Source organism: Kitasatospora sp. NPDC049285, assembly GCF_040678815.1.
In the GTDB taxonomy this organism is placed as follows: domain Bacteria; phylum Actinomycetota; class Actinomycetes; order Streptomycetales; family Streptomycetaceae; genus Kitasatospora.
The window spans coordinates 21,355-37,835 of the sequence record NZ_JBFAQR010000038.1 but is presented as its reverse complement, the minus strand read 5'-3'; the positions used below and the strand labels follow the sequence as shown (position 1 = coordinate 37,835).

Sequence of the window (16,481 nt, the reverse complement as noted above, 5' to 3'; positions counted from 1 at the left end):
ACGAGAGGGGTGTCCGTGCGACACGGCGTCCGTACCAAGAGTTCGCTGGTCAGGCTGGCGGTGGTGGGAGCGCTGACGGCCGCGCCGCTGGTGACGCCGGCGGCGATCGGCCAGGCCGACCAGCTGGCGCCGCCGCTCGGGCCGTGTTCCGGTACCTGCCCGTCGCCGTACCCGCCGCCGCACAACGGGAACTTCACCGGCGAGGACGGCACGATCAACATCTACGTCGGCGGGAACTACACGGCGCGGGGCCGGGCCGCCGAGGCCGAGGGGAAGATCGTCACGGTGGGTAGCCTGACGATCGACAAGGACGGCGGCGGCAGCTTCAACATGGGCGTGGTGGGCGTCGGTTCGCGGGTCACCCCGCCGAGCGGCACCGACCACGTGACGGTCGGTCAGGCCGTGGACGTTCGCACCGGCAACACGCTCCTGCTCGGCGGCAGCGACCTGACCCCGAAGACGGTCTGGGGCAACCTGGTCTACGGCACCACGCTGACCGGCGCCACCAACCTCGCCCCGGACGGCCGGACCCGGCACGACCCGGCGGCGATCGGCCAGTTCACCGGCCTGACCGCGATCATCGAGGGCCACTCGGCCTGCATGGCCCGGCAGACCGCCACCGGAACGGTGACCCAGCAGGGCAACCTGTACACCTTCACCGGCGACGGCACCAGCGCCCGGCAGGTGTTCGACGTGCCGAACGACATCGGCTCCGCGAACGCGGCGGCGGACCTGGTGTTCGCCGGGATTCCGGCCGGGGCGACGGTGATCGTCAACATGACCGGAACGGGCCCGGTGCTGATCAGGACCAACACCGGCACCGGCCTGGACGGCGACCCGGTGACGGGGCTGCGCTCCCGCCTGATGTGGAACTTCCCGACCTCGGCCGACGCCACGATCACCGGCGGCGCGCAGTTCCAGGGCTCGGTGATGACCGGCAACCCGGCGGGCACCATGACCCTCTCCGGCCCGGGCAACAACGGCCGGGTCTACCTGGCGGGCAACCTGGTGCAGGAAGGTTCCGCCGGCACCGAGATCCACAACTACCCGTTCGACGGCGACCTGCCGGTCTGCACCAGCCCCTCGCCGTCCCCGTCCCCGAGCGACTCGTGGAGCCCGAGCCCGTCGCCCAGCGACAGCCCGAGCCCCTCCCCGAGCGACAGCACCAGCCCGGGCCCGTCGCCCAGCGACTCCCCGAGCCCGAGCCCCAGCCCGTCGCCGAGCCGGAGCACCGGGCCCTCGCCCTCGGAGTCGGCCCCGGCATCGCCGAGCGCCTCGCGCTCCTCGTCGACGCCGGTCGGTCCGCCGCTGCCGAGCACCGGTGACAGCCTGGTCGCGCCGGCGGCCGGGGCCGCCGCGGTGCTGCTGGGCCTCGGGCTCGGCGTGGTCGCGCTGGCCCGCCGGGGCCGCCACAGCTGACGGCTCGTCAGGACTGACAGCCCCGGAGGGTGCGGCCGCGGTCCGGTGGACCGCGGCCGTCGCGTCGTCAGGTGACCGCGCCGCGGCGGGCGAAGCGCCCCTCGCGCCACTCCTCGCTCGTGAGCACCTCGCGCAACGCCTCGGCGGCGTCGAAGACGTCGACCCGGCTGAGGTAGAGCGGGGTGAAGCCGAAGCGCATCAGGTCGGGGGCGCGGAAGTCGCCGATCACGCCGCGGGCGATCAGCGCCTGGACCACGGCGAAGCCGTCGGGGTGGCGCAGGGCCACCTGGCTGCCGCGGAGTTCCGGCTGACGGGGCGTCACGACGTCCAGGCCGAGCGGTTCGACCAGGTCCGTGAAGAGCGCGGTGAGTTCCAGGCTCTTCGTCCGGACCGCGGTGATCTCGGCCTTCTCCCACACGTCGAGGGAGGACTCCAGGGCGGCCAGGCCGAGGATCGGCGGGGTGCCGGTGAGGAAGCGGGTGATGCCCTCGGCGGGGCGGTAGCCGGGCTCGAAGTCGAACTGCCGGGCGTGGCCGAACCAGCCGGTGAGCGGCTGGCGGGCCTCGGCGTGGTGGCGGTGCGCGGCGTACAGGAAGGCGGGCGCGCCGGGGCCGCCGTTGAGGTACTTGTAGCCGCAGCCGACCGCGAAGTCGACGCCCGACGCGTCGAGTTCGATCGGCAGCGCGCCGGCGGTGTGGCACAGGTCCCAGACCATCAGGGCGCCCGCGCGGTGGACGCGTTCGGTGATCGCCGCCATGTCGAGGAGTTCGCCGGTGCGGTAGTCGACGTGCGAGAGCAGCACCACGGCGGTGTCCGGGCCGAGCGCGGCGTCCAGGTCGGCGGCGGAGTCCAGCAGCACCGGGCGGGTGCCGGGGTACAGCTCGGCGACGCCGTCGGTGATGTACAGGTCGGTGGGGAAGGCGTGCCGTTCGGCCAGGACGGCGGGGCGGCCGGGGCGCAGCCGCAGCGCCGCGCCGAGCACCTTGAACAGGTTGACCGAGGTGGAGTCGCAGACCACGGTCTGCCCGGCGGCGGCGCCGAGCAGGTGGGCGCCGATCCGGTCGCCGAGCCGGCCGGGCTGCTCGAACCAGCCGGCCTCGTTCCAGCTGCGGATCAGGCCGCGGCCCCACTCCTCGGCGACCACCTCGGCGAGGTGGCCGGGGGTGCGGCGGGGCAGCGCGCCGAGCGAGTTGCCGTCCAGGTAGAGCACGCCCTCGGGCAGCGTGAACTCGGCGCGCAGCGGGTGCAGCGGGTCGGCGGCGTCGAGCGCCGCGCACTCCTCGCGGGTGGGGGTCACAGTTCGTTCCTGACGGTCCACAGTTCCGGGAAGACGTCCTGGTCGGCGGCCTGCTTCAGCCAGTTGAGGCCGGAGGAGCCGCCGGTGCCGGGCTTGGCGCCCATGGTGCGCTTCACCGCGGCGTAGTGCCGCTGGCGCCAGCGGGTGACCCGCTCGGCGGTGTCCAGCAGGGCCTCGCCGAGCCGCGCCAGGTCGGCGAGTTCGGGGTCGGCGTAGACGGCCAGCCAGGCGGACTCGACCGCCGGGTCGTGCCGGTGGCGGCCCTGCTCCGGCTGCCCGGATATCGGCAGCCCGCGGCGGCCGAGGAAGGCCAGCGCGTCGTCGTACAGGCTGGGGGCGCGCAGCGCGGCGGACAGCTCGTCGTACTCGGCGGGGGAGTCCTGGTACATCCGCAGCAGGCCCTCGCTCTTGTTGCCGAGCAGGAACTCCAGCCGCAGGAACGCCGAGGACTGGAACCCGGACGCCTCGCCGAGCACCGGGCGGAAGGAGTTGAACTCGGCCGGCGTCATGGTGGCCAGCAGGTCCCAGGACTCGGTCAGCACGTCCTGGACGTACGCGCCGCGGCGCAGCGCGGCCAGCGTGCCGGTCAGGTCGTCCTCGCGCAGCGCCTGCTGGGCGCCCGTCCACTCGCGGTGCAGCAGGTCGAAGAGCAGCTCCATCACCTGGGTGGCGACGATGAAGGTGTACTCGGCGGGTTCCTTGCTGCGCGGCTGCTGCAGGGCGTGCAGCTCGGCGAGCCGGACGTACCGGGCGTACGGGGTGGCCCCGCCGGGTTCGTGCGCGGGCCGGAACGAGAGATTCGGCCGGTGGGCTTCCCCGTTCATGCGGGCTCCTCCTGATCGGTGCGGCCAGGGTGCGGCCGGCGCCACCATTGTGCGGCGCTACCGGCTGGTCTTGAATGGGCGACGGACCCCCGATGGGCCAACCGGGTTGCCGATCGCAAGCTCCCCAGGCCCATTCGCCTCATGAACGCAAAGGACGCCCGATGGACGCGGTGGACCGCCTGCTGCTCGCCGAACTCCAGGCGGACGCCCGCCTGTCCTACAACGAGCTCTCCCGCCGGGTAAACCTGTCCGCCCCGGCGGTGGCCGAGCGGGTGCGCCGGCTGGAGGCGGACGGGGTGATCACCGGGTACCACGCCCACCTGGACCCGGCGAAGGCCGGCGCCGCGGTGATGGCGCTGGTGACGGTGCAGTGCTACGGGGTGCGCTGCGTGCTGCGCGACCCCGCGGTGGCGTCCTGGCCGGAGGTGTTCCAGCTGCACCGGGTCACCGGCGGCGCCTGCTGCGTGCTGCTGGTCGGGGTGCCCGACATGGCGGCCTTCGAGCGCCTCACCGACCGGCTCGGCGGCTACGGGCAGCCGACCAGTTCGATGATCCTCTCCAGCCCGGTGCCGTGGCGGCCGATCGCGGCCTCCTGACCGGCGTCAGTGCTCGGCGAAGGGCACGCCCAGGCCCTCCAGCCCGTACAGCACCAGCTCGACGCCGACCGCCGCGAGCAGCAGGCCGAGCAGCCGGGAGATCACCTCCAGGGAGGTGCGGCGGCTCCACTTGAGCAGCGGGGCGAGCAGCAGCACGGCGGCGCAGTCCAGGGCGATCACCGAGACGTACATCGCGGCGACCGCGGAGTGCCACTCGAAGGTGTCGTGGTTGAGCGACTCGACGAGCAGTGCGGTGATCGCCAGCGGGCTGGCCACGAAGGGCAGCAGCAGTTCCCGGATGCCGTCCGCCAGCGGGTTGGCCAGGTGCCCCTCGTCGGCGCCGCCGCCGAGGTGGATGCCGAGCACCAGCGCCACCGCGTAGATGAAGAAGATCACTCCGCCGGCGATCTGCAGCGACTGGTCGGAGACGTGGAACAGCGCGGTGACGAAGTCCGCGGTGTAGGTCATCACGATGCCGACCAGGGCCGCGATGAACGAGCTGACCAGGGTGAGCTTGCGCAGTTCGGCGATGGTCCGGGTCTGGCTGACGTGGGCGAAGGCCAGCAGCACCTTGGGCGGGCCGACCACGGCGAAGAAGGTGATGAAGACGGTGCTCAGGTTGATCGCCGGCATGCGCCCATGATGGGTCGTCAGCGCAGCCGGACGGTGACGCCACCCTGGCGCAGCACGTCGAGAATCGCGTCGAAGTACGAAGTCTCGCCGCCCTCTGGGTCGGCCACCCGGCGGGCGAGCGCCCGGGCGGAGGCCTCGGCCCGCTGCCAGACCAGGGTGAACGGCGGCTCGGGGCCGAAGCCGCCGCGCAGGCAGTCGGCGAGGGCGTCCAGGTTGCGGCCGTAGTAGCCGTCGGGGGCGCCGACGGCGCGGCCGAGCTCGGTCCAGAAGGCGGGTTCGTCGGCGACGCGCTCGCCGTGCAGGCGGTACTCGGGCGGCTCGGCTGCGGTGGGCATCGCTCTCCCTGCGAGTGCGCGGGTCGCCCGGATGGCTTCGCCGGGTCGAGCGGCGGCGGCGGGCGCGTTGGGATGGACCCTACTTGTCTTCTCTCCCTACGGGGGCCACACCATGACCTGTCTGCACCGCAAGGATCTCGGGCTGCTGGCGTTGCGCGGCGCCGTCGGCGGCGTCCTGTTCGCGCACGGCACGCAGAAGCTGTTCGGCTGGTTCGGCGGCGGTGGCCTGGAGGGCACCGCCCAGGCGATGGAGCACATGGGCTTCCAGCCGGGCCGGCAGAGCGCCCTGGCCGCGGGCCTCGGCGAGGCCGGCGGCGGGGCGATGCTCGCGCTGGGCCTGGCCACCCCGGCGGCGGGCTCGATCGTCGCCGGGACGATGGCGGGCGCCATCTCGGTGCACGCCCCGGCCGGCTTCTTCGCCCACGGCGGCGGCTACGAGTACCCGGCGCTGATCGGCGCCTGCGGCCTGGCCCTGGGCATCGCCGGGGCCGGCCGCTACTCGCTGGACCACGCGCTCGGCCACGCCTTCGACCGCCCGTGGCTGGGCGTGCTGGCGTTCGCGGCGAGCGCGCTGGGCGCCGCCTCGGTGGTGACCCGCCGGCAGGACGAGGTGCGCCGCCGGGAGGCGCGGGCCGCGGACGACGCGGCGCGCGAGATGGGCTCCGGGCTCTCCTGAGCGCCGGACACACCGAAACGAACGGAAGACAGCGATGAAGCGATCGATGCGGGCCGCCGCCACCGGGGCGGCGGCCGTGCTGTTGGGCGGCGCGGCGGTGACCGGGTGCTCCTCGGACGGCTCGCCGTCCCCCGCGGTCTCCTCGGTGCTGCAGAGCGCCCAGTCGGCGATCGGCTCGGCGGCGAACTCGGCCGCCAGCGGGCTGGCCTCCGCCGCCTCCTCGGCGCTGACCGGGGCGGCGTCCTCCGCGCTGGCCGGTGCCTCCTCGGCCCTGGCGGGCGTGAAGGGCGGACTGGACGCCAAGACCGACGTCACCCTGGGCAGCCCGGCCACCGACTCCGACGGCAAGGTGACCGTGCCGGTGACGGTGGTGAACCACGGGACCCAGCCCGGCAAGTACACGATTCAGGTCAACTTCGACGACGCGTCCGGAAACCTGCTCGACGCCGCCGTGGTGACCGTGCCGGAGACCGCCGTCGGGGCGACTGCGCAGGCCACGGCGCGGAGCAACCGCACCCTGACCGGCACGGTGACGCCAGTGGTGGCGAACGCCGTGCGGTACTGAGCGGACACCGAACCTTAAGCGTGGCGTAAGCGTCAGATCCCGCTCTTGACGGTCGAGTTGGTCTAGTCCATTTTACTTGGCAGGTGCAGGGAGCCCCTGGGCCGGCGCCGGTGGTCCATACCACCGGCGCCGGTTCGGCATATCTGTACCTGGCATTTGTGCAGGCCAACGCTCGATTCCCCTGTCATGCCCCTGGCTGTGCGACCCCACCTCGCACGGAGCGCAACCCGGGCCCGGCAGGACCCCCACAACCAGGAGTCACGCAGCCATGCTTCGTTCCGTTCCCACCCAGCAGCCGCGCTCGCGGCGCCGGCCGAAGAGTGTGGCGGCCCTCGCGGCCGGCACCGCGGCCTCGCTGCTGCTCGGCGGTGCCCTCGCGCTGACCGGCGGTGCCACCGCCCAGGCCGCCGCGACCAACTCCACCGGCGCCCCGGCGACCAGCGGCGGCATCAAGGTCGCCTACTTCGACCAGTGGTCGATCTACAGCAACGCCTACTACCTGAAGACGCTGAACGACACCGGCGCGGCGTCCAAGCTCGACTACCTGATCTACGACTTCGCGAACATCGACCCCACCAACCTGACCTGTTTCGAGGCCAACAAGGCCGCGTCGCAGAACGAGGACGACCCGAACGCGGGCGACGGTGCGGGCGACTCCTTCGCCGACTACCAGAAGACCTTCGACACCAACACCTCGGTGGACGGCGTCGCGGACACCTGGAACCAGCCGATCGTCGGCAACTTCAACCAGCTCAAGAAGCTGAAGGCGAAGAACCCGAACCTGAAGGTCCTGCTCTCCATCGGCGGCTGGACCTACTCGAAGTACTTCTCCGACGTCGCGGCCAACGACGCCTCCCGCAAGAAGTTCGTGTCGTCCTGCGTCGACATGTTCCTCAAGGGCAACCTGCCCTCCCAGGGCGGCTACGGCGGCGCGGGCACCGCGGCCGGCATCTTCGACGGCTTCGACCTGGACTGGGAGTACCCGGGCGGCGGCGGCCACACCGGCAACCACGCGGCCGCGGCCGACAAGCAGAACTTCACCGCGCTGCTCGCCGAGTTCCGCAGCCAGCTCAACACCCAGGGCACCGCGGACAGCAAGACCTACGGCCTGACGGCCGCGGTCGGCGCCGGCCAGGACAAGATCAAGAACGTCGAGACCGACAAGATCGGCCAGTACCTGACGTTCCTGGACATCATGACCTACGACATGCACGGCGGTTGGGAGGCCCAGGGCCCGACCAACCACCAGGCGCCGATCTACAACAACCCGAACGACCCGATGACCCCGGTTCCGGGCGGCAACGGCAAGTACTCGGTGGACAGCGCCATCAAGGCCTACACCGTGGGTGACCCGCAGTACGGCATCCCCGGCGGCTTCCCGGCGAAGAAGATCAACGTCGGCATCCCGTTCTACTACCGCGGCTGGACCGGCGTCACCGCCGGCGCCAACCACGGCCTGTTCCAGACCGCGACCGGCCCGGCCACCGGCGCCGCCATGTCCGGCAACGTCAACGGCATCCGGATGTTCAAGGAGCTCAACGGCTTCGTCGACAACCCGGCCTACACCTACTGGGACGACGCCGCGAAGGCCGCGTACTTCTACGACGGCACCACCTTCTGGAGCGGCGAGAACGCCCAGTCGATCCAGGCCAAGCTGGACTACGCGCACTGCAACGGCCTCGGCGGCTCCTTCGCCTTCTCGATGTACGACCTGGGCACCCAGACCGGCCTGTTCGACAAGATGGTGACCGCGACCAACGGCTCCGCCGCGTCCTGCCCGGCCCCGACCCAGTCGGCCAGCCCGTCGGCCTCGGCCTCGCAGTCGACCAGCCCGTCGCCCTCCGCCTCGGCTTCGCAGTCGGCCAGCCCGTCCGCGTCCGCCTCGCAGTCGGCCAGCCCGTCCGCCTCGGCCTCGACCGGCACCTGCTCCGGTGCGCCGAGCTGGAGCGCCACCACCACCTACGCCACGGCGACCAAGGTCTCCTGGAAGGGCCACTACTACACCAACAAGTGGTGGACCCTGAACGAGGACCCGACCCTGAGCGGCCAGTGGGGCGTCTGGGCGGACAACGGCGCCTGCTGACCCTGAGTCGGAGCGCCTGATCCGCTGAACGCAGCGAGGGGCGCGGGGAGAGTGATCTCCCCGCGCCCCTCGTCGGCGTTCCGACGCGCCGTCAGTCCAGGTCGGCGGTGCGGCCGAGGGCGTCCGGCTGGGTCTCCTCGATGCGGCGCAGCATCCGGGTGAGCATCGCGGACAGCTCCGGGCGGAGCTCCGGGGCGATGTCCTGCAGCAGCTCGGCCTCGAAGACGGCCGCCATCCGCATCAGTTCGAGCCACTTGTCGCGGCCCTCGGGCGTCAGCTCGATGATCACCCGCACCCGGTTGGCCTCGTCGCGCTCCCGGGTGACCAGGCCCTCGGTCACCATCCGGTCGATCCGGTGGGTCATCGCCGCCGGGGTCAGGCCGAGCCGCTTGGCCAGCTCGCCCGGGCCCAGCTGGTACGGCTGGCCGGAGATCACCAGGGCCTTGAGCACCTCCCACTCGGCGGAGGTGATGCCGAGGGTGGCCAGCTGCCGGCTGTACGCCACGTTCATCCGCCGGGCGAGCCGGGAGAGGGTGGAGACGATGGTCTCCACCTGGGGGTCCACGGTGGGGAATTCCCGCTGGTAGACGGCCACCTGCTCGGCGATGCCGAGTTCCGGCGCGGGGGCGGGCTCCGCTCTGCGTGCGCTCATACCGTCATTCTTCCACGCATCGTGCAGTTGTTAAGCCTTTGACGCGTTAAGGTTCCAACCCTTAGACTTTAGGTCTGAAATCTTACGGGGTAAAGCCAGGGCCCACCGGTCCGGCTTCGGAGTCTTCCCAGAGGGGTGCCAAGTGAAGGAGTGGGGCGGCCGACTGCGTCGCGTCCAGATCGGCAACGCGCTCAGCGCGTTCGGCAGCGGCTTCACCATGCCGTACATGTTCGTGTACGTGGACCAGGTGCGGGGCCTCGGCACCGCCGCGGCCGGCGCGGTGTTCACCGTGTTCGCGCTGGCCGCGCTCGCCGTGCTGCCGTTCACCGGCCGCGGCATCGACCGGTACGGGCCGAGGCCGGTGCTGCTGGCCGGTGCGGCGATGGCCGCCACCGGGGCGTTCGCGTTCGGGCAGGCGCAGTCCACACCGGCCCTGCTGGTCTCCTCCTTCCTGTTCGGCGCGGGCGTCACCACCTGCCAGCCCGCGCTCGCCACGATGATCGTCCGCTGCACCGGCCGGACCGAGCGCTCGCGCGCCTTCGCCCTGCAGTTCACCCTGGTCAACCTGGGCATGGGCATCGGCGCGCTGGTCGGCGGGCAGATCGTCGACGTCGCGGACCCGGCCAGCCTGACCCGGCTGTTCACCATCGAGGCGCTCACCTTCCTCGGCCTGGCCGCCGTCACCGGCACCGCACGGATACCCGCCGCGGTGGTCGAGGCCGGCGGGCCCGGGGCGTCCGGCAAGGGCGGCGGCCTGCGCGCGCTGGTCGCCGACAAGGCGATGCTGCGGCTGTGCCTGCTCGCCGGGCTGATCTTCTTCACCTGCTACGGGCAGTTCGAGTCCGGCGTCGCGGCCTTCGCCACCGACACCGTCGGCACCGCGCCGTCCACCCTCGGCATCGCGATCGGCGCCAACGCGCTGACCATCGTGCTGCTGCAGATGTTCGTCGTCCGGATCACCGAGCGCCGCCGCCGCACCACCGCGATGGCCGCCGCCGGCGTGGTCTGGCTGGCCGCCTGGGCGATGGCCCTGCTGGCCGGGCTGATCCGCTCCGAGGCCGCCGCCGCGACCGTGGCCGTCGTCGCGATCTACGCCCTGTTCGGCGTCGGCGAGTCGCTGCTCGCCCCGACCATGGGCCCGATCGTCGCCGACCTGGCCCCCGCGCGCCTGCTCGGCACCTACAACTCCGGCTACGCGCTGGTGAAGCAGATCGCCGTCGCGGTCGGCCCCGCGGTCGGCGTCCTGCTGGTCGGCTCCGGCACCTGGCCGCTGTACCTCGCCGCGATGGCGCTGTGCACGCTGCTGATCGTCGCCCTGGCGATGCGCCTGCGTGGCCACCTGACGCCCGCTCAGGACAACGTGCGGGTGCTGTCCGTTCCGCAGCGCGAGATGGCCGAGCTGCGCACGGCGGCCTGAGGCACACCGCCGTGCGAAGGGCCCGCCCGATCGGGCGGGCCCTTCGGCGTTCGCGGGGTCAGCGGGCGATGGGCATCAGCAGGGAGAAGGTGTCCTCCCGGGTGGGGAAGCGGATGGCGAGCGGGGCGATCGGGCCGCCGAGTTCGAGGACGAGCTGGTCGGCCCGGCCGACGGCCTCCAGGAGGAAGTCCCGGTTGACGTGGACCAGCAGGTCGGCGGGGGAGGCGACGCCGGGGAGGGCGTCGGCGCCGGTCGCGGTGAGCGTGGTGACCGGGTGGTCGGCGTCGTCGGCCGAGCGGGTGCCGGTGGAGCCTCCGGCAGCGGCTTCGGCGGCGGCGAGCTGGGCGTGCAGCTGGTCGGCGGTCAGGGTGAGGCGGTGGGTGGGCTCCAGGCGCAGCAGGCGGCGGTAGTCCGGGAAGTCGTGGTCGAGGCGCTCGCCGGTCAGTTCGCGGCCGGCCGCTCGGATGGTGAACTGCCGCTCGGTGACCAGGAGTTCGGCGTCCTCGGCGTCGTTCAGCAGGGCGCGGGCGGCGTCCGTCAGGGCGGTCGGCAGCAGCGCGCCGACGGCCGGGCCGTCGAGGGTGGCCGGGCACTCGGCGACCGCGAGCCGGTAGCGGTCGGTGGCGACCAGGCGGACGGTGTCGCCCTCGGCGTCGAGGTAGATGCCGGCGACGGCGGGCAGCGCGGTGTCCGCGGGAGCGGCGAAGCGTACGGCGTCCAGGGCGGCGGCGAGCTTGGCCGCCGGGACGGTCAGCAGGGTCTGGGGCATGGGGGACTCCCTCGAGTCGAGCAGGTCGCGGACCGCGGAGAGCTCCCGGCGGGCATCGGCGAGGCCGTCCTCCAGCCGCCGCAGGTGCGCGTCCAGCTCGGCCCGGGCCTCCTCCCGACTCCCGTGCAGGACCCGGGCGAGGCCGGCCAGCGGCAGGCCGACCCGGCGCAGCCGGCCCAGCAGGCGGGCCTGCGGCAGCTGCTCCGGCGCGTACCAGCGGTAGCCGGTCACCGGATCGGTGCGGGCCGGGACGAACACGCCCGCGCCGTCGTAGAACCGCAGCGCGCTCACGCCCAGCCCACTGGCCCGGGCCGTCTCGCCGATGCTGTGCATGGTGCTCTCCACGTCCCTGACCCTGGCCCCTCGACCTGGTCGAGGGTCAAACGGTAGCGGCGGGCAGGGACACGGGCAGTTCCCCGGACCCCCGGCGGTGCGCCGATAGGATGCGGATATATCGGACATTCCGTCAATTCGTGGGTGGCGAGGGTATTGGCGCAGGCGGTCGTCGATCGGGTGGTGGCGGGGCGGGCCGCGCAGGTGGTCGGGGCGCGGGACCGCTGGCGGTGGTGGGGGCCCGTCGGGGTGGCGGTGTTCGCGGCGGTGCTGCGGCTGTGGGACCTGCCGTACCCGAACGCGTTCGTGTTCGACGAGACGTACTACCCGAAGGACGCCTGGTCGCTGTGGGAGCAGGGGTACGAGTCGGTCTGGCCGGACAACGCCAACCAGCTGATCCTGGGCGTGCCGCAGATCATCCCGCTCAGCCAGGCGCCGGCGTTCGTGGCGCACCCGCCGCTGGGCAAGTGGGTGATCGGGATCGGCGAGCAGCTCTGGGGACTGCACCCGTTCGGCTGGCGGATCGTGGTCGCGGTGCTGGGCGGCCTGAGCGTGCTGATGCTGGCGCGGATCGGACGGCGGCTGCTGCGCTCGACGCTGCTGGGGTGCGTGGCTGCGCTGCTGCTGAGCGTCGACGGCCTGCAGTTCGTGATGAGCCGGGTCGGGCTGCTGGACGGGGTGTCGGCGTTCTTCGTGCTGGCCGCGTTCGGATGCCTGCTGATCGACCGGGACCACGCCCGCGCGGTGCTGCGGGCCGCCCGCGCGGAGGGTGGAGCGGCGGCCGACCAGGTACGGCTGGGCCTGCGGCCGTGGCGGCTGTCGGCGGGCGTGCTGCTGGGGGCGGCCTGCGCGGTGAAGTGGAACGGGTTGCAGATCCTCGCGGTGTTCACGGTGCTGACCCTGCTGTGGGACCGGGCGGGGCGGCGCGCCGCCGGGGCGTACCGCTCGTGGCGGTCGACGCTGCGCCGTGACCTGTGGCCCGCCGCGCTGTCCATGGTGGGCAGCGCCCTGGTGGTCTACGCCGCCTCGTGGAGCGGCTGGCTCGCGACCGGCGGCGGCTACGACCGGCACTGGGCGGACGGCCGGGCCGGGCTGTCCCCGCCGCGCACCCCCGTGGTGGACGTCCCGCTGCCGCAGGTGTCGATGAGCTGGGTGCCCGCGCCGCTGCGCAGCCTGTGGCACTTCCACGCGCAGATGTACGACTTCAACACCGGCCTGTCGTCCCCGCACACCTACCAGTCCAACCCGTGGAGCTGGCTCGTCCAGGGCCGGCCGGTCTCGATGTACTGGGAGCAGGTGCCGGACGGGCAGCGCGGCTGCACCTCCAGGGAGGGGTGCGCGAGCCAGATCCTGGCGCTGGGCACGCCGCTGCTGTGGTGGGCGTCCTGCTTCGCGCTGGCGTACGTGCTGTACCGGTGGTTCTTCCGCCGCGACTGGCGGTCGGGTGCGGTGCTCGCCGCGGTGGCCGGGATCTACCTGCCCTGGTTCCAGTACCAGCAGCGGACCATCTTCTCCTTCTACATGGTGCTGTTGGTGCCGTTCCTGTGTCTGGCGGTCACCCAGATGCTGGGGGCGATGCTCGGACCGGACGGCTGCCCGCCGCGCCGCCGGGCCTGGGGGGCCGCGGGGGCGGGACTGATCGTGCTGGCCATCGTCGGCTGTTTCGCGTTCTTCTATCCCCTGTACACGGCGGAGGTGATCCCGATGTCCGAGTGGCGTGCCCGGATGTGGTTCACCAGCTGGATCTGACGGACCGTGAGGGGGTACGCGGTGAGTGGTGGCGGACAACTGCTGCCGGTGACGCCGGCGCTCGGGGTGGCCTGTGCGGTGCTGCTGGCGGCGGCCGCGCTGGTGGCCGGACGCGGCGGGCTGGGCCACGGGCGGGCGGTGCTGCGGGCCGGGGTGCGGGCGGCGGTGCAGCTCGCGGTGGTCGCGCTGGTGATCGCCTGCGTGGTGCGCTCGCTGTGGACGTCGGTGCTGTTCGTGCTGCTGATGTTCGCGGTGGCGGTGCGCACCGCCGGACGGCGGGTGCTGGAGGGCAGCCCCGGCGCGGGCCGCTGGGAGTGGGCGTGGGCGGCGGCGCCGATCGCCGCCGGGGTGGCGCCGGTGCTGCTCCTGCTGGCGGCCACCGGGCTGCTGCCGCCGCACGGGCTGAGCGTGATCCCGGTCGCGGGCATCCTGATCGGCGGGGCGCTCACCGCGACCTCGCTGGCCGGGCGCCGGGCCCTGGACGAACTGCGGGTCCGGCGCGGCGAGGTGGAGGCCGCGCTGGCGCTGGGCTTCGAGGACCGCGACGCCCGGCTGGAGATCTGCCGCACCGCCGCCGCCACCTCACTGGTCCCGGCCCTCGACCAGACCCGCACCGTGGGCCTGGTCACGCTGCCCGGGGCGTTCGTCGGCATGCTGCTCGGCGGGGCCACGCCGGTGCAGGCCGGGGCGGTGCAACTGTTCGTGCTGGTCGCGCTGCTGGCGGTGGAGGCGGTGGCGGTCACCGTGGTGCTGGAACTGGTCGGACGGGGACGGCTGGGCGGGTGACCGGGGCGGACGGGCCGTCCGGTAGGCTGGGCGTCGTTGAAGGGGAGTAGCCCTCCACCGGACCGTCGACATACTGGCCCGTCCCCCGCGGACGTGCCCGGCGCCCGGGGCACCTCACGGGGTGTCGGCGAGACCTTCGGCCGCAGTGCTGTGACCATGAACCAGTGCTGTCGGGCCGAGGCGTCCCCTGCAGAGGTGGCTCACGGCCAGGCGGCCCGAGACCGAGAGACCTTCGCCCCCGATGAACAGCCTGACCATCGCCGCGCTGACGTTCGGCATCATCTTCCTCGCCGAACTACCCGACAAGACCGCCCTGGCCAGCCTCGTCCTCGGCACCAAGTACCGGGCCTCCTACGTGTTCGTCGGCATCGCCGCGGCCTTCGCCCTGCAGGTCGCCCTCGCCCTGGTGGCCGGCAGCCTGCTCGCGCAGCTGCCGCAGCGCTGGGTGGAGGGCGTCACCGGCGTGCTCTTCCTGGTCGGCGCGGCGATGCTGCTCTGGCACAAGGACGAGGAGGACGACGGCCACGAGGGCAAGGAGCCCGCCGACAACACCTTCCGCAAGGTGGCGGGCACCAGCTTCGTCATCGTCGCGGTCGCCGAGTTCGGCGACCTCACCCAGATCATGACCGCCAACCTGGCCGCCAAGTACGCCGATCCGCTGGCGGTCGGCCTCGGCGCGTGGCTGGCGCTGTGCGCGGTCGGCGGCGTCGCCATCGTCGGCGGGCAGAAGCTGCTGCAGCACGTGCCGATGAAGGTGATCGTGCGGGTCGCCGCGCTGGCGATGGCCTGCCTGGCCGCGTTCAGCCTGTTCAAGGCGATCACCGGCTGACGGGTGCCGTACGGCGAAGGCCGGTCGGGAACTCCCGGCCGGCCTTCCGCATGCGTGCGCGGGTGACGGACCGTCAGCAGTCCGGGTTGGCGGCCGCGGCCTCCAGGGCGATGCGGGTGTTCGGGCCGTACACGTTGTCCTCGCCCTTGATCTTGTGCGAGCGCTGGAACCTGGCCAGCGTGCTCTCGGTCCAGTAGCCGAAGTTCGGCTCGGAGTCGAGCGGGCCGATGTTGTTGCAGTACGCCGCCATCAGCAGGCGCTGCATCTTGACCACCTCGGGGCCGCTGTCGCCGCGCTTCAGGACGGCCGGCGGGGCCGAGCTGCTCGGTGCGGCCGAGGACGGTGCGGCCGAGGACGGCGGCGCGGCGCTGGTCTGCGCCGGCGGGGCGGCCGCCTTGGTGGTCGCCTGGGTGGGGCGGGCCGAGGTGCGCGACGGGGAGGCCGACGACGCCGACGGGGAGGCGGCGCTCTCGCTGGACGGCGCCTGGGAGGGCGAGGGGTCCGCGGGCGAGGTCGGCGCGGGCCCGGTCGGGGCGGGCAGCGCGTTGTCGACCGGCGCGGGGGAGGACGACAGCAGCATCGCCAGGCTGGCGCCGAGCGCGGCCAGGCCGACCGCGCCGCCGGCGATCACCAGGCGTCTGCGGTCGGCGCTCTGCTGGCGCAACTCGCGGCGCTCGGAACGGCTGAGCGCCGCGGTGGCGCTCTCGTCCCGGAAGGTGAACATGCCGAGGTCCTCGCCGCGTTGCGCGGACCACTCCTCGGCCCCGTCGAGCGTGATCAGCTGGGTCGCCTCGGCGGCGCCCGGCGGCTGCACCTCGAGCGGCGGCGGGCCGGCCTGCGGCGACACCTGGGCCGGGAACTGCGGCGGGACCTGGGGCGAGAACTGCGGAGGGAGCTGAGTCGGCGTCACCCGGCCGAGAGCCAGCTGGGTCGGCGCCTCGGGCGGCGGGGTCGGCACGAACCGGCCCGAGACCGGCGGCAGCAGCTGGGTCTCCGCGGCGGCCGGCGCCGACTGCGCGGGCGGCGGGCCGAATGGCGAGGCGGCCTGCGGCACGGCCGGCGGCTGCGCCGGCGGGGGCGGCGGAGCCATCGGCCGGGGCGGGACCTGCTGGACGGGCGGGGCCGGTGCCTGTGGCGCGGGCGAGTTGACGAGCGGTTGCACCGGCGGGCGCGAGGGCGCCTGCGGCGCGGCGACGATCGGCTGGACCGGCGGGGCGGTGATCGGGTGCACCGCAGGGGCGATCCGGGTCGCGAACGGGTCGACGGACGAGTCCGCGGCCTCCACCACCGGCGTGACGGCCACGTACGGGCGGACCAGCGGCGGGCCGCCGTCCAGCGGGGGCAGGAGCGCGGTCTGCTCGGTGGCGGAGGGCGCGCCGCACGCGCAGCGGCCGGCCGTCCGTGCCGTGCCGCAGCGGGGGCAGCGCTCTGCCGGCATGGGCCGGTCCTCCTCGGGTCGGAATCGAACGGGGTGATTATGCAGGAGCAATCCTTGGGGCAACAGGGATGCCCGGGTCG

Annotated in this window: 16 protein-coding genes; 9 read left to right on the top strand and 7 right to left on the bottom strand. The window is 73.3% G+C overall.

The window, feature by feature from the left end; all coding sequences use genetic code 11:
* The first annotated feature begins 15 nt into the window (after nucleotides 1-15).
* Nucleotides 16-1,419, top strand: a complete 1,404-nt coding sequence (locus tag AB0K51_RS22810) for a choice-of-anchor A family protein (RefSeq protein WP_363458454.1) — start codon at nucleotides 16-18, stop codon at nucleotides 1,417-1,419.
* Nucleotides 1,420-1,486: 67 nt separating this feature from the next.
* Here the strand turns inward: AB0K51_RS22810 and kynU are convergent, their stop codons facing one another.
* Both kynU and AB0K51_RS22800 read right to left on the bottom strand, forming a co-directional pair.
* A complete protein-coding gene (gene kynU, locus AB0K51_RS22805; RefSeq protein ID WP_363458452.1) occupies nucleotides 1,487-2,716 on the bottom strand; it encodes a kynureninase in 1,230 nt (409 codons plus the stop codon).
* Entirely contained in the window at nucleotides 2,713-3,540 is an 828-nt protein-coding gene (locus AB0K51_RS22800) for a tryptophan 2,3-dioxygenase family protein (protein WP_363458450.1), read from the bottom strand. The genes kynU and AB0K51_RS22800 overlap by 4 nt, the downstream gene beginning before the upstream one ends.
* 161 nt (nucleotides 3,541-3,701) lie before the next feature.
* Here AB0K51_RS22800 and AB0K51_RS22795 point away from each other — a divergent pair, with 161 nt between their 5' ends.
* On the top strand, nucleotides 3,702-4,136 hold the full coding sequence (locus AB0K51_RS22795; RefSeq protein WP_363458448.1) for an Lrp/AsnC family transcriptional regulator: 435 nt from the start codon (nucleotides 3,702-3,704) through the stop codon (nucleotides 4,134-4,136).
* 6 nt (nucleotides 4,137-4,142) lie between these two features.
* Here the strand turns inward: AB0K51_RS22795 and AB0K51_RS22790 are convergent, their stop codons facing one another.
* On the bottom strand, nucleotides 4,143-4,769 hold the full coding sequence (locus AB0K51_RS22790) for a MarC family protein (RefSeq protein ID WP_363458446.1): 627 nt from the start codon (nucleotides 4,767-4,769) through the stop codon (nucleotides 4,143-4,145).
* Nucleotides 4,770-4,786: 17 nt separating this feature from the next.
* The gene (locus AB0K51_RS22785) at nucleotides 4,787-5,104 is read right to left on the bottom strand and encodes a barstar family protein (protein WP_363458444.1); all 318 of its coding nucleotides are present in this window, start codon (nucleotides 5,102-5,104) and stop codon (nucleotides 4,787-4,789) included.
* A 112-nt stretch (nucleotides 5,105-5,216) separates the two neighbouring features.
* Between AB0K51_RS22785 and AB0K51_RS22780 the strand changes: the two genes are divergently transcribed.
* From AB0K51_RS22780 to AB0K51_RS22770, 3 genes are all read left to right on the top strand, one after another.
* Complete coding sequence (locus AB0K51_RS22780) at nucleotides 5,217-5,780, top strand: DoxX family protein (protein ID WP_363458442.1); 564 nt, start codon at nucleotides 5,217-5,219, stop codon at nucleotides 5,778-5,780.
* 34 nt (nucleotides 5,781-5,814) lie between these two features.
* A complete protein-coding gene (locus tag AB0K51_RS22775; protein WP_363458440.1) occupies nucleotides 5,815-6,345 on the top strand; it encodes a hypothetical protein in 531 nt (176 codons plus the stop codon).
* Between the two features lie 268 nt (nucleotides 6,346-6,613).
* Complete coding sequence (locus tag AB0K51_RS22770) at nucleotides 6,614-8,428, top strand: glycosyl hydrolase family 18 protein (RefSeq protein WP_363458438.1); 1,815 nt, start codon at nucleotides 6,614-6,616, stop codon at nucleotides 8,426-8,428.
* 91 nt (nucleotides 8,429-8,519) lie between these two features.
* Here the strand turns inward: AB0K51_RS22770 and AB0K51_RS22765 are convergent, their stop codons facing one another.
* Nucleotides 8,520-9,080: a MarR family transcriptional regulator gene (locus tag AB0K51_RS22765; RefSeq protein WP_363458436.1), complete on the bottom strand. Its 561-nt coding sequence runs from the start codon at nucleotides 9,078-9,080 to the stop codon at nucleotides 8,520-8,522.
* 142 nt (nucleotides 9,081-9,222) lie between these two features.
* On the opposite strand from AB0K51_RS22765, the gene AB0K51_RS22760 reads away from it, so the two are divergent.
* Nucleotides 9,223-10,497 carry an MFS transporter gene (locus AB0K51_RS22760; RefSeq protein ID WP_363458434.1) on the top strand — a complete coding sequence of 425 codons (1,275 nt, stop codon included), beginning with the start codon at nucleotides 9,223-9,225 and terminating at the stop codon, nucleotides 10,495-10,497.
* A 58-nt stretch (nucleotides 10,498-10,555) separates the two neighbouring features.
* Here the strand turns inward: AB0K51_RS22760 and AB0K51_RS22755 are convergent, their stop codons facing one another.
* Nucleotides 10,556-11,611, bottom strand: coding sequence for a MerR family transcriptional regulator (locus AB0K51_RS22755; protein WP_363458432.1), 1,056 nt, complete (start codon nucleotides 11,609-11,611; stop codon nucleotides 10,556-10,558).
* 168 nt (nucleotides 11,612-11,779) lie between these two features.
* Here AB0K51_RS22755 and AB0K51_RS22750 point away from each other — a divergent pair, with 168 nt between their 5' ends.
* The 3 genes from AB0K51_RS22750 to AB0K51_RS22740 all read left to right on the top strand — a co-directional run bounded on the left by AB0K51_RS22750 (nucleotide 11,780) and on the right by AB0K51_RS22740 (nucleotide 14,963).
* Nucleotides 11,780-13,348, top strand: a complete 1,569-nt coding sequence (locus AB0K51_RS22750) for a phospholipid carrier-dependent glycosyltransferase (RefSeq protein WP_363458501.1) — start codon at nucleotides 11,780-11,782, stop codon at nucleotides 13,346-13,348.
* A 21-nt stretch (nucleotides 13,349-13,369) separates the two neighbouring features.
* Entirely contained in the window at nucleotides 13,370-14,134 is a 765-nt protein-coding gene (locus tag AB0K51_RS22745; RefSeq protein ID WP_363458431.1) for an ABC transporter permease, read from the top strand.
* A gap of 241 nt (nucleotides 14,135-14,375) precedes the next feature.
* Nucleotides 14,376-14,963 carry a TMEM165/GDT1 family protein gene (locus AB0K51_RS22740; RefSeq protein ID WP_363458429.1) on the top strand — a complete coding sequence of 196 codons (588 nt, stop codon included), beginning with the start codon at nucleotides 14,376-14,378 and terminating at the stop codon, nucleotides 14,961-14,963.
* A gap of 73 nt (nucleotides 14,964-15,036) precedes the next feature.
* On the opposite strand, the gene AB0K51_RS22735 is transcribed toward AB0K51_RS22740, so the two are convergent.
* Nucleotides 15,037-16,401 (bottom strand): peptidoglycan-binding protein, encoded by a 1,365-nt coding sequence (locus AB0K51_RS22735; protein ID WP_363458427.1) that lies wholly within the window; start codon nucleotides 16,399-16,401, stop codon nucleotides 15,037-15,039.
* Between the last annotated feature and the right edge of the window lie 80 nt (nucleotides 16,402-16,481).

What these genes read in the sequence shown, in the direction of transcription:
- AB0K51_RS22800 (WP_363458450.1), bottom strand. Translation starts at nt 3,540, where the DNA reads ATGAACGGGGAAGCCCACCGGCCGAATCTCTCGTTCCGGCCCGCGCAC.
- AB0K51_RS22795 (WP_363458448.1), top strand. Translation starts at nt 3,702, where the DNA reads ATGGACGCGGTGGACCGCCTGCTGCTCGCCGAACTCCAGGCGGACGCC.
- AB0K51_RS22790 (WP_363458446.1), bottom strand. Translation starts at nt 4,769, where the DNA reads ATGCCGGCGATCAACCTGAGCACCGTCTTCATCACCTTCTTCGCCGTG.
- AB0K51_RS22785 (WP_363458444.1), bottom strand. Translation starts at nt 5,104, where the DNA reads ATGCCCACCGCAGCCGAGCCGCCCGAGTACCGCCTGCACGGCGAGCGC.
- AB0K51_RS22780 (WP_363458442.1), top strand. Translation starts at nt 5,217, where the DNA reads ATGACCTGTCTGCACCGCAAGGATCTCGGGCTGCTGGCGTTGCGCGGC.
- AB0K51_RS22775 (WP_363458440.1), top strand. Translation starts at nt 5,815, where the DNA reads ATGAAGCGATCGATGCGGGCCGCCGCCACCGGGGCGGCGGCCGTGCTG.
- AB0K51_RS22770 (WP_363458438.1), top strand. Translation starts at nt 6,614, where the DNA reads ATGCTTCGTTCCGTTCCCACCCAGCAGCCGCGCTCGCGGCGCCGGCCG.
- AB0K51_RS22765 (WP_363458436.1), bottom strand. Translation starts at nt 9,080, where the DNA reads ATGAGCGCACGCAGAGCGGAGCCCGCCCCCGCGCCGGAACTCGGCATC.
- AB0K51_RS22740 (WP_363458429.1), top strand. Translation starts at nt 14,376, where the DNA reads ATGAACAGCCTGACCATCGCCGCGCTGACGTTCGGCATCATCTTCCTC.
- AB0K51_RS22735 (WP_363458427.1), bottom strand. Translation starts at nt 16,401, where the DNA reads ATGCCGGCAGAGCGCTGCCCCCGCTGCGGCACGGCACGGACGGCCGGC.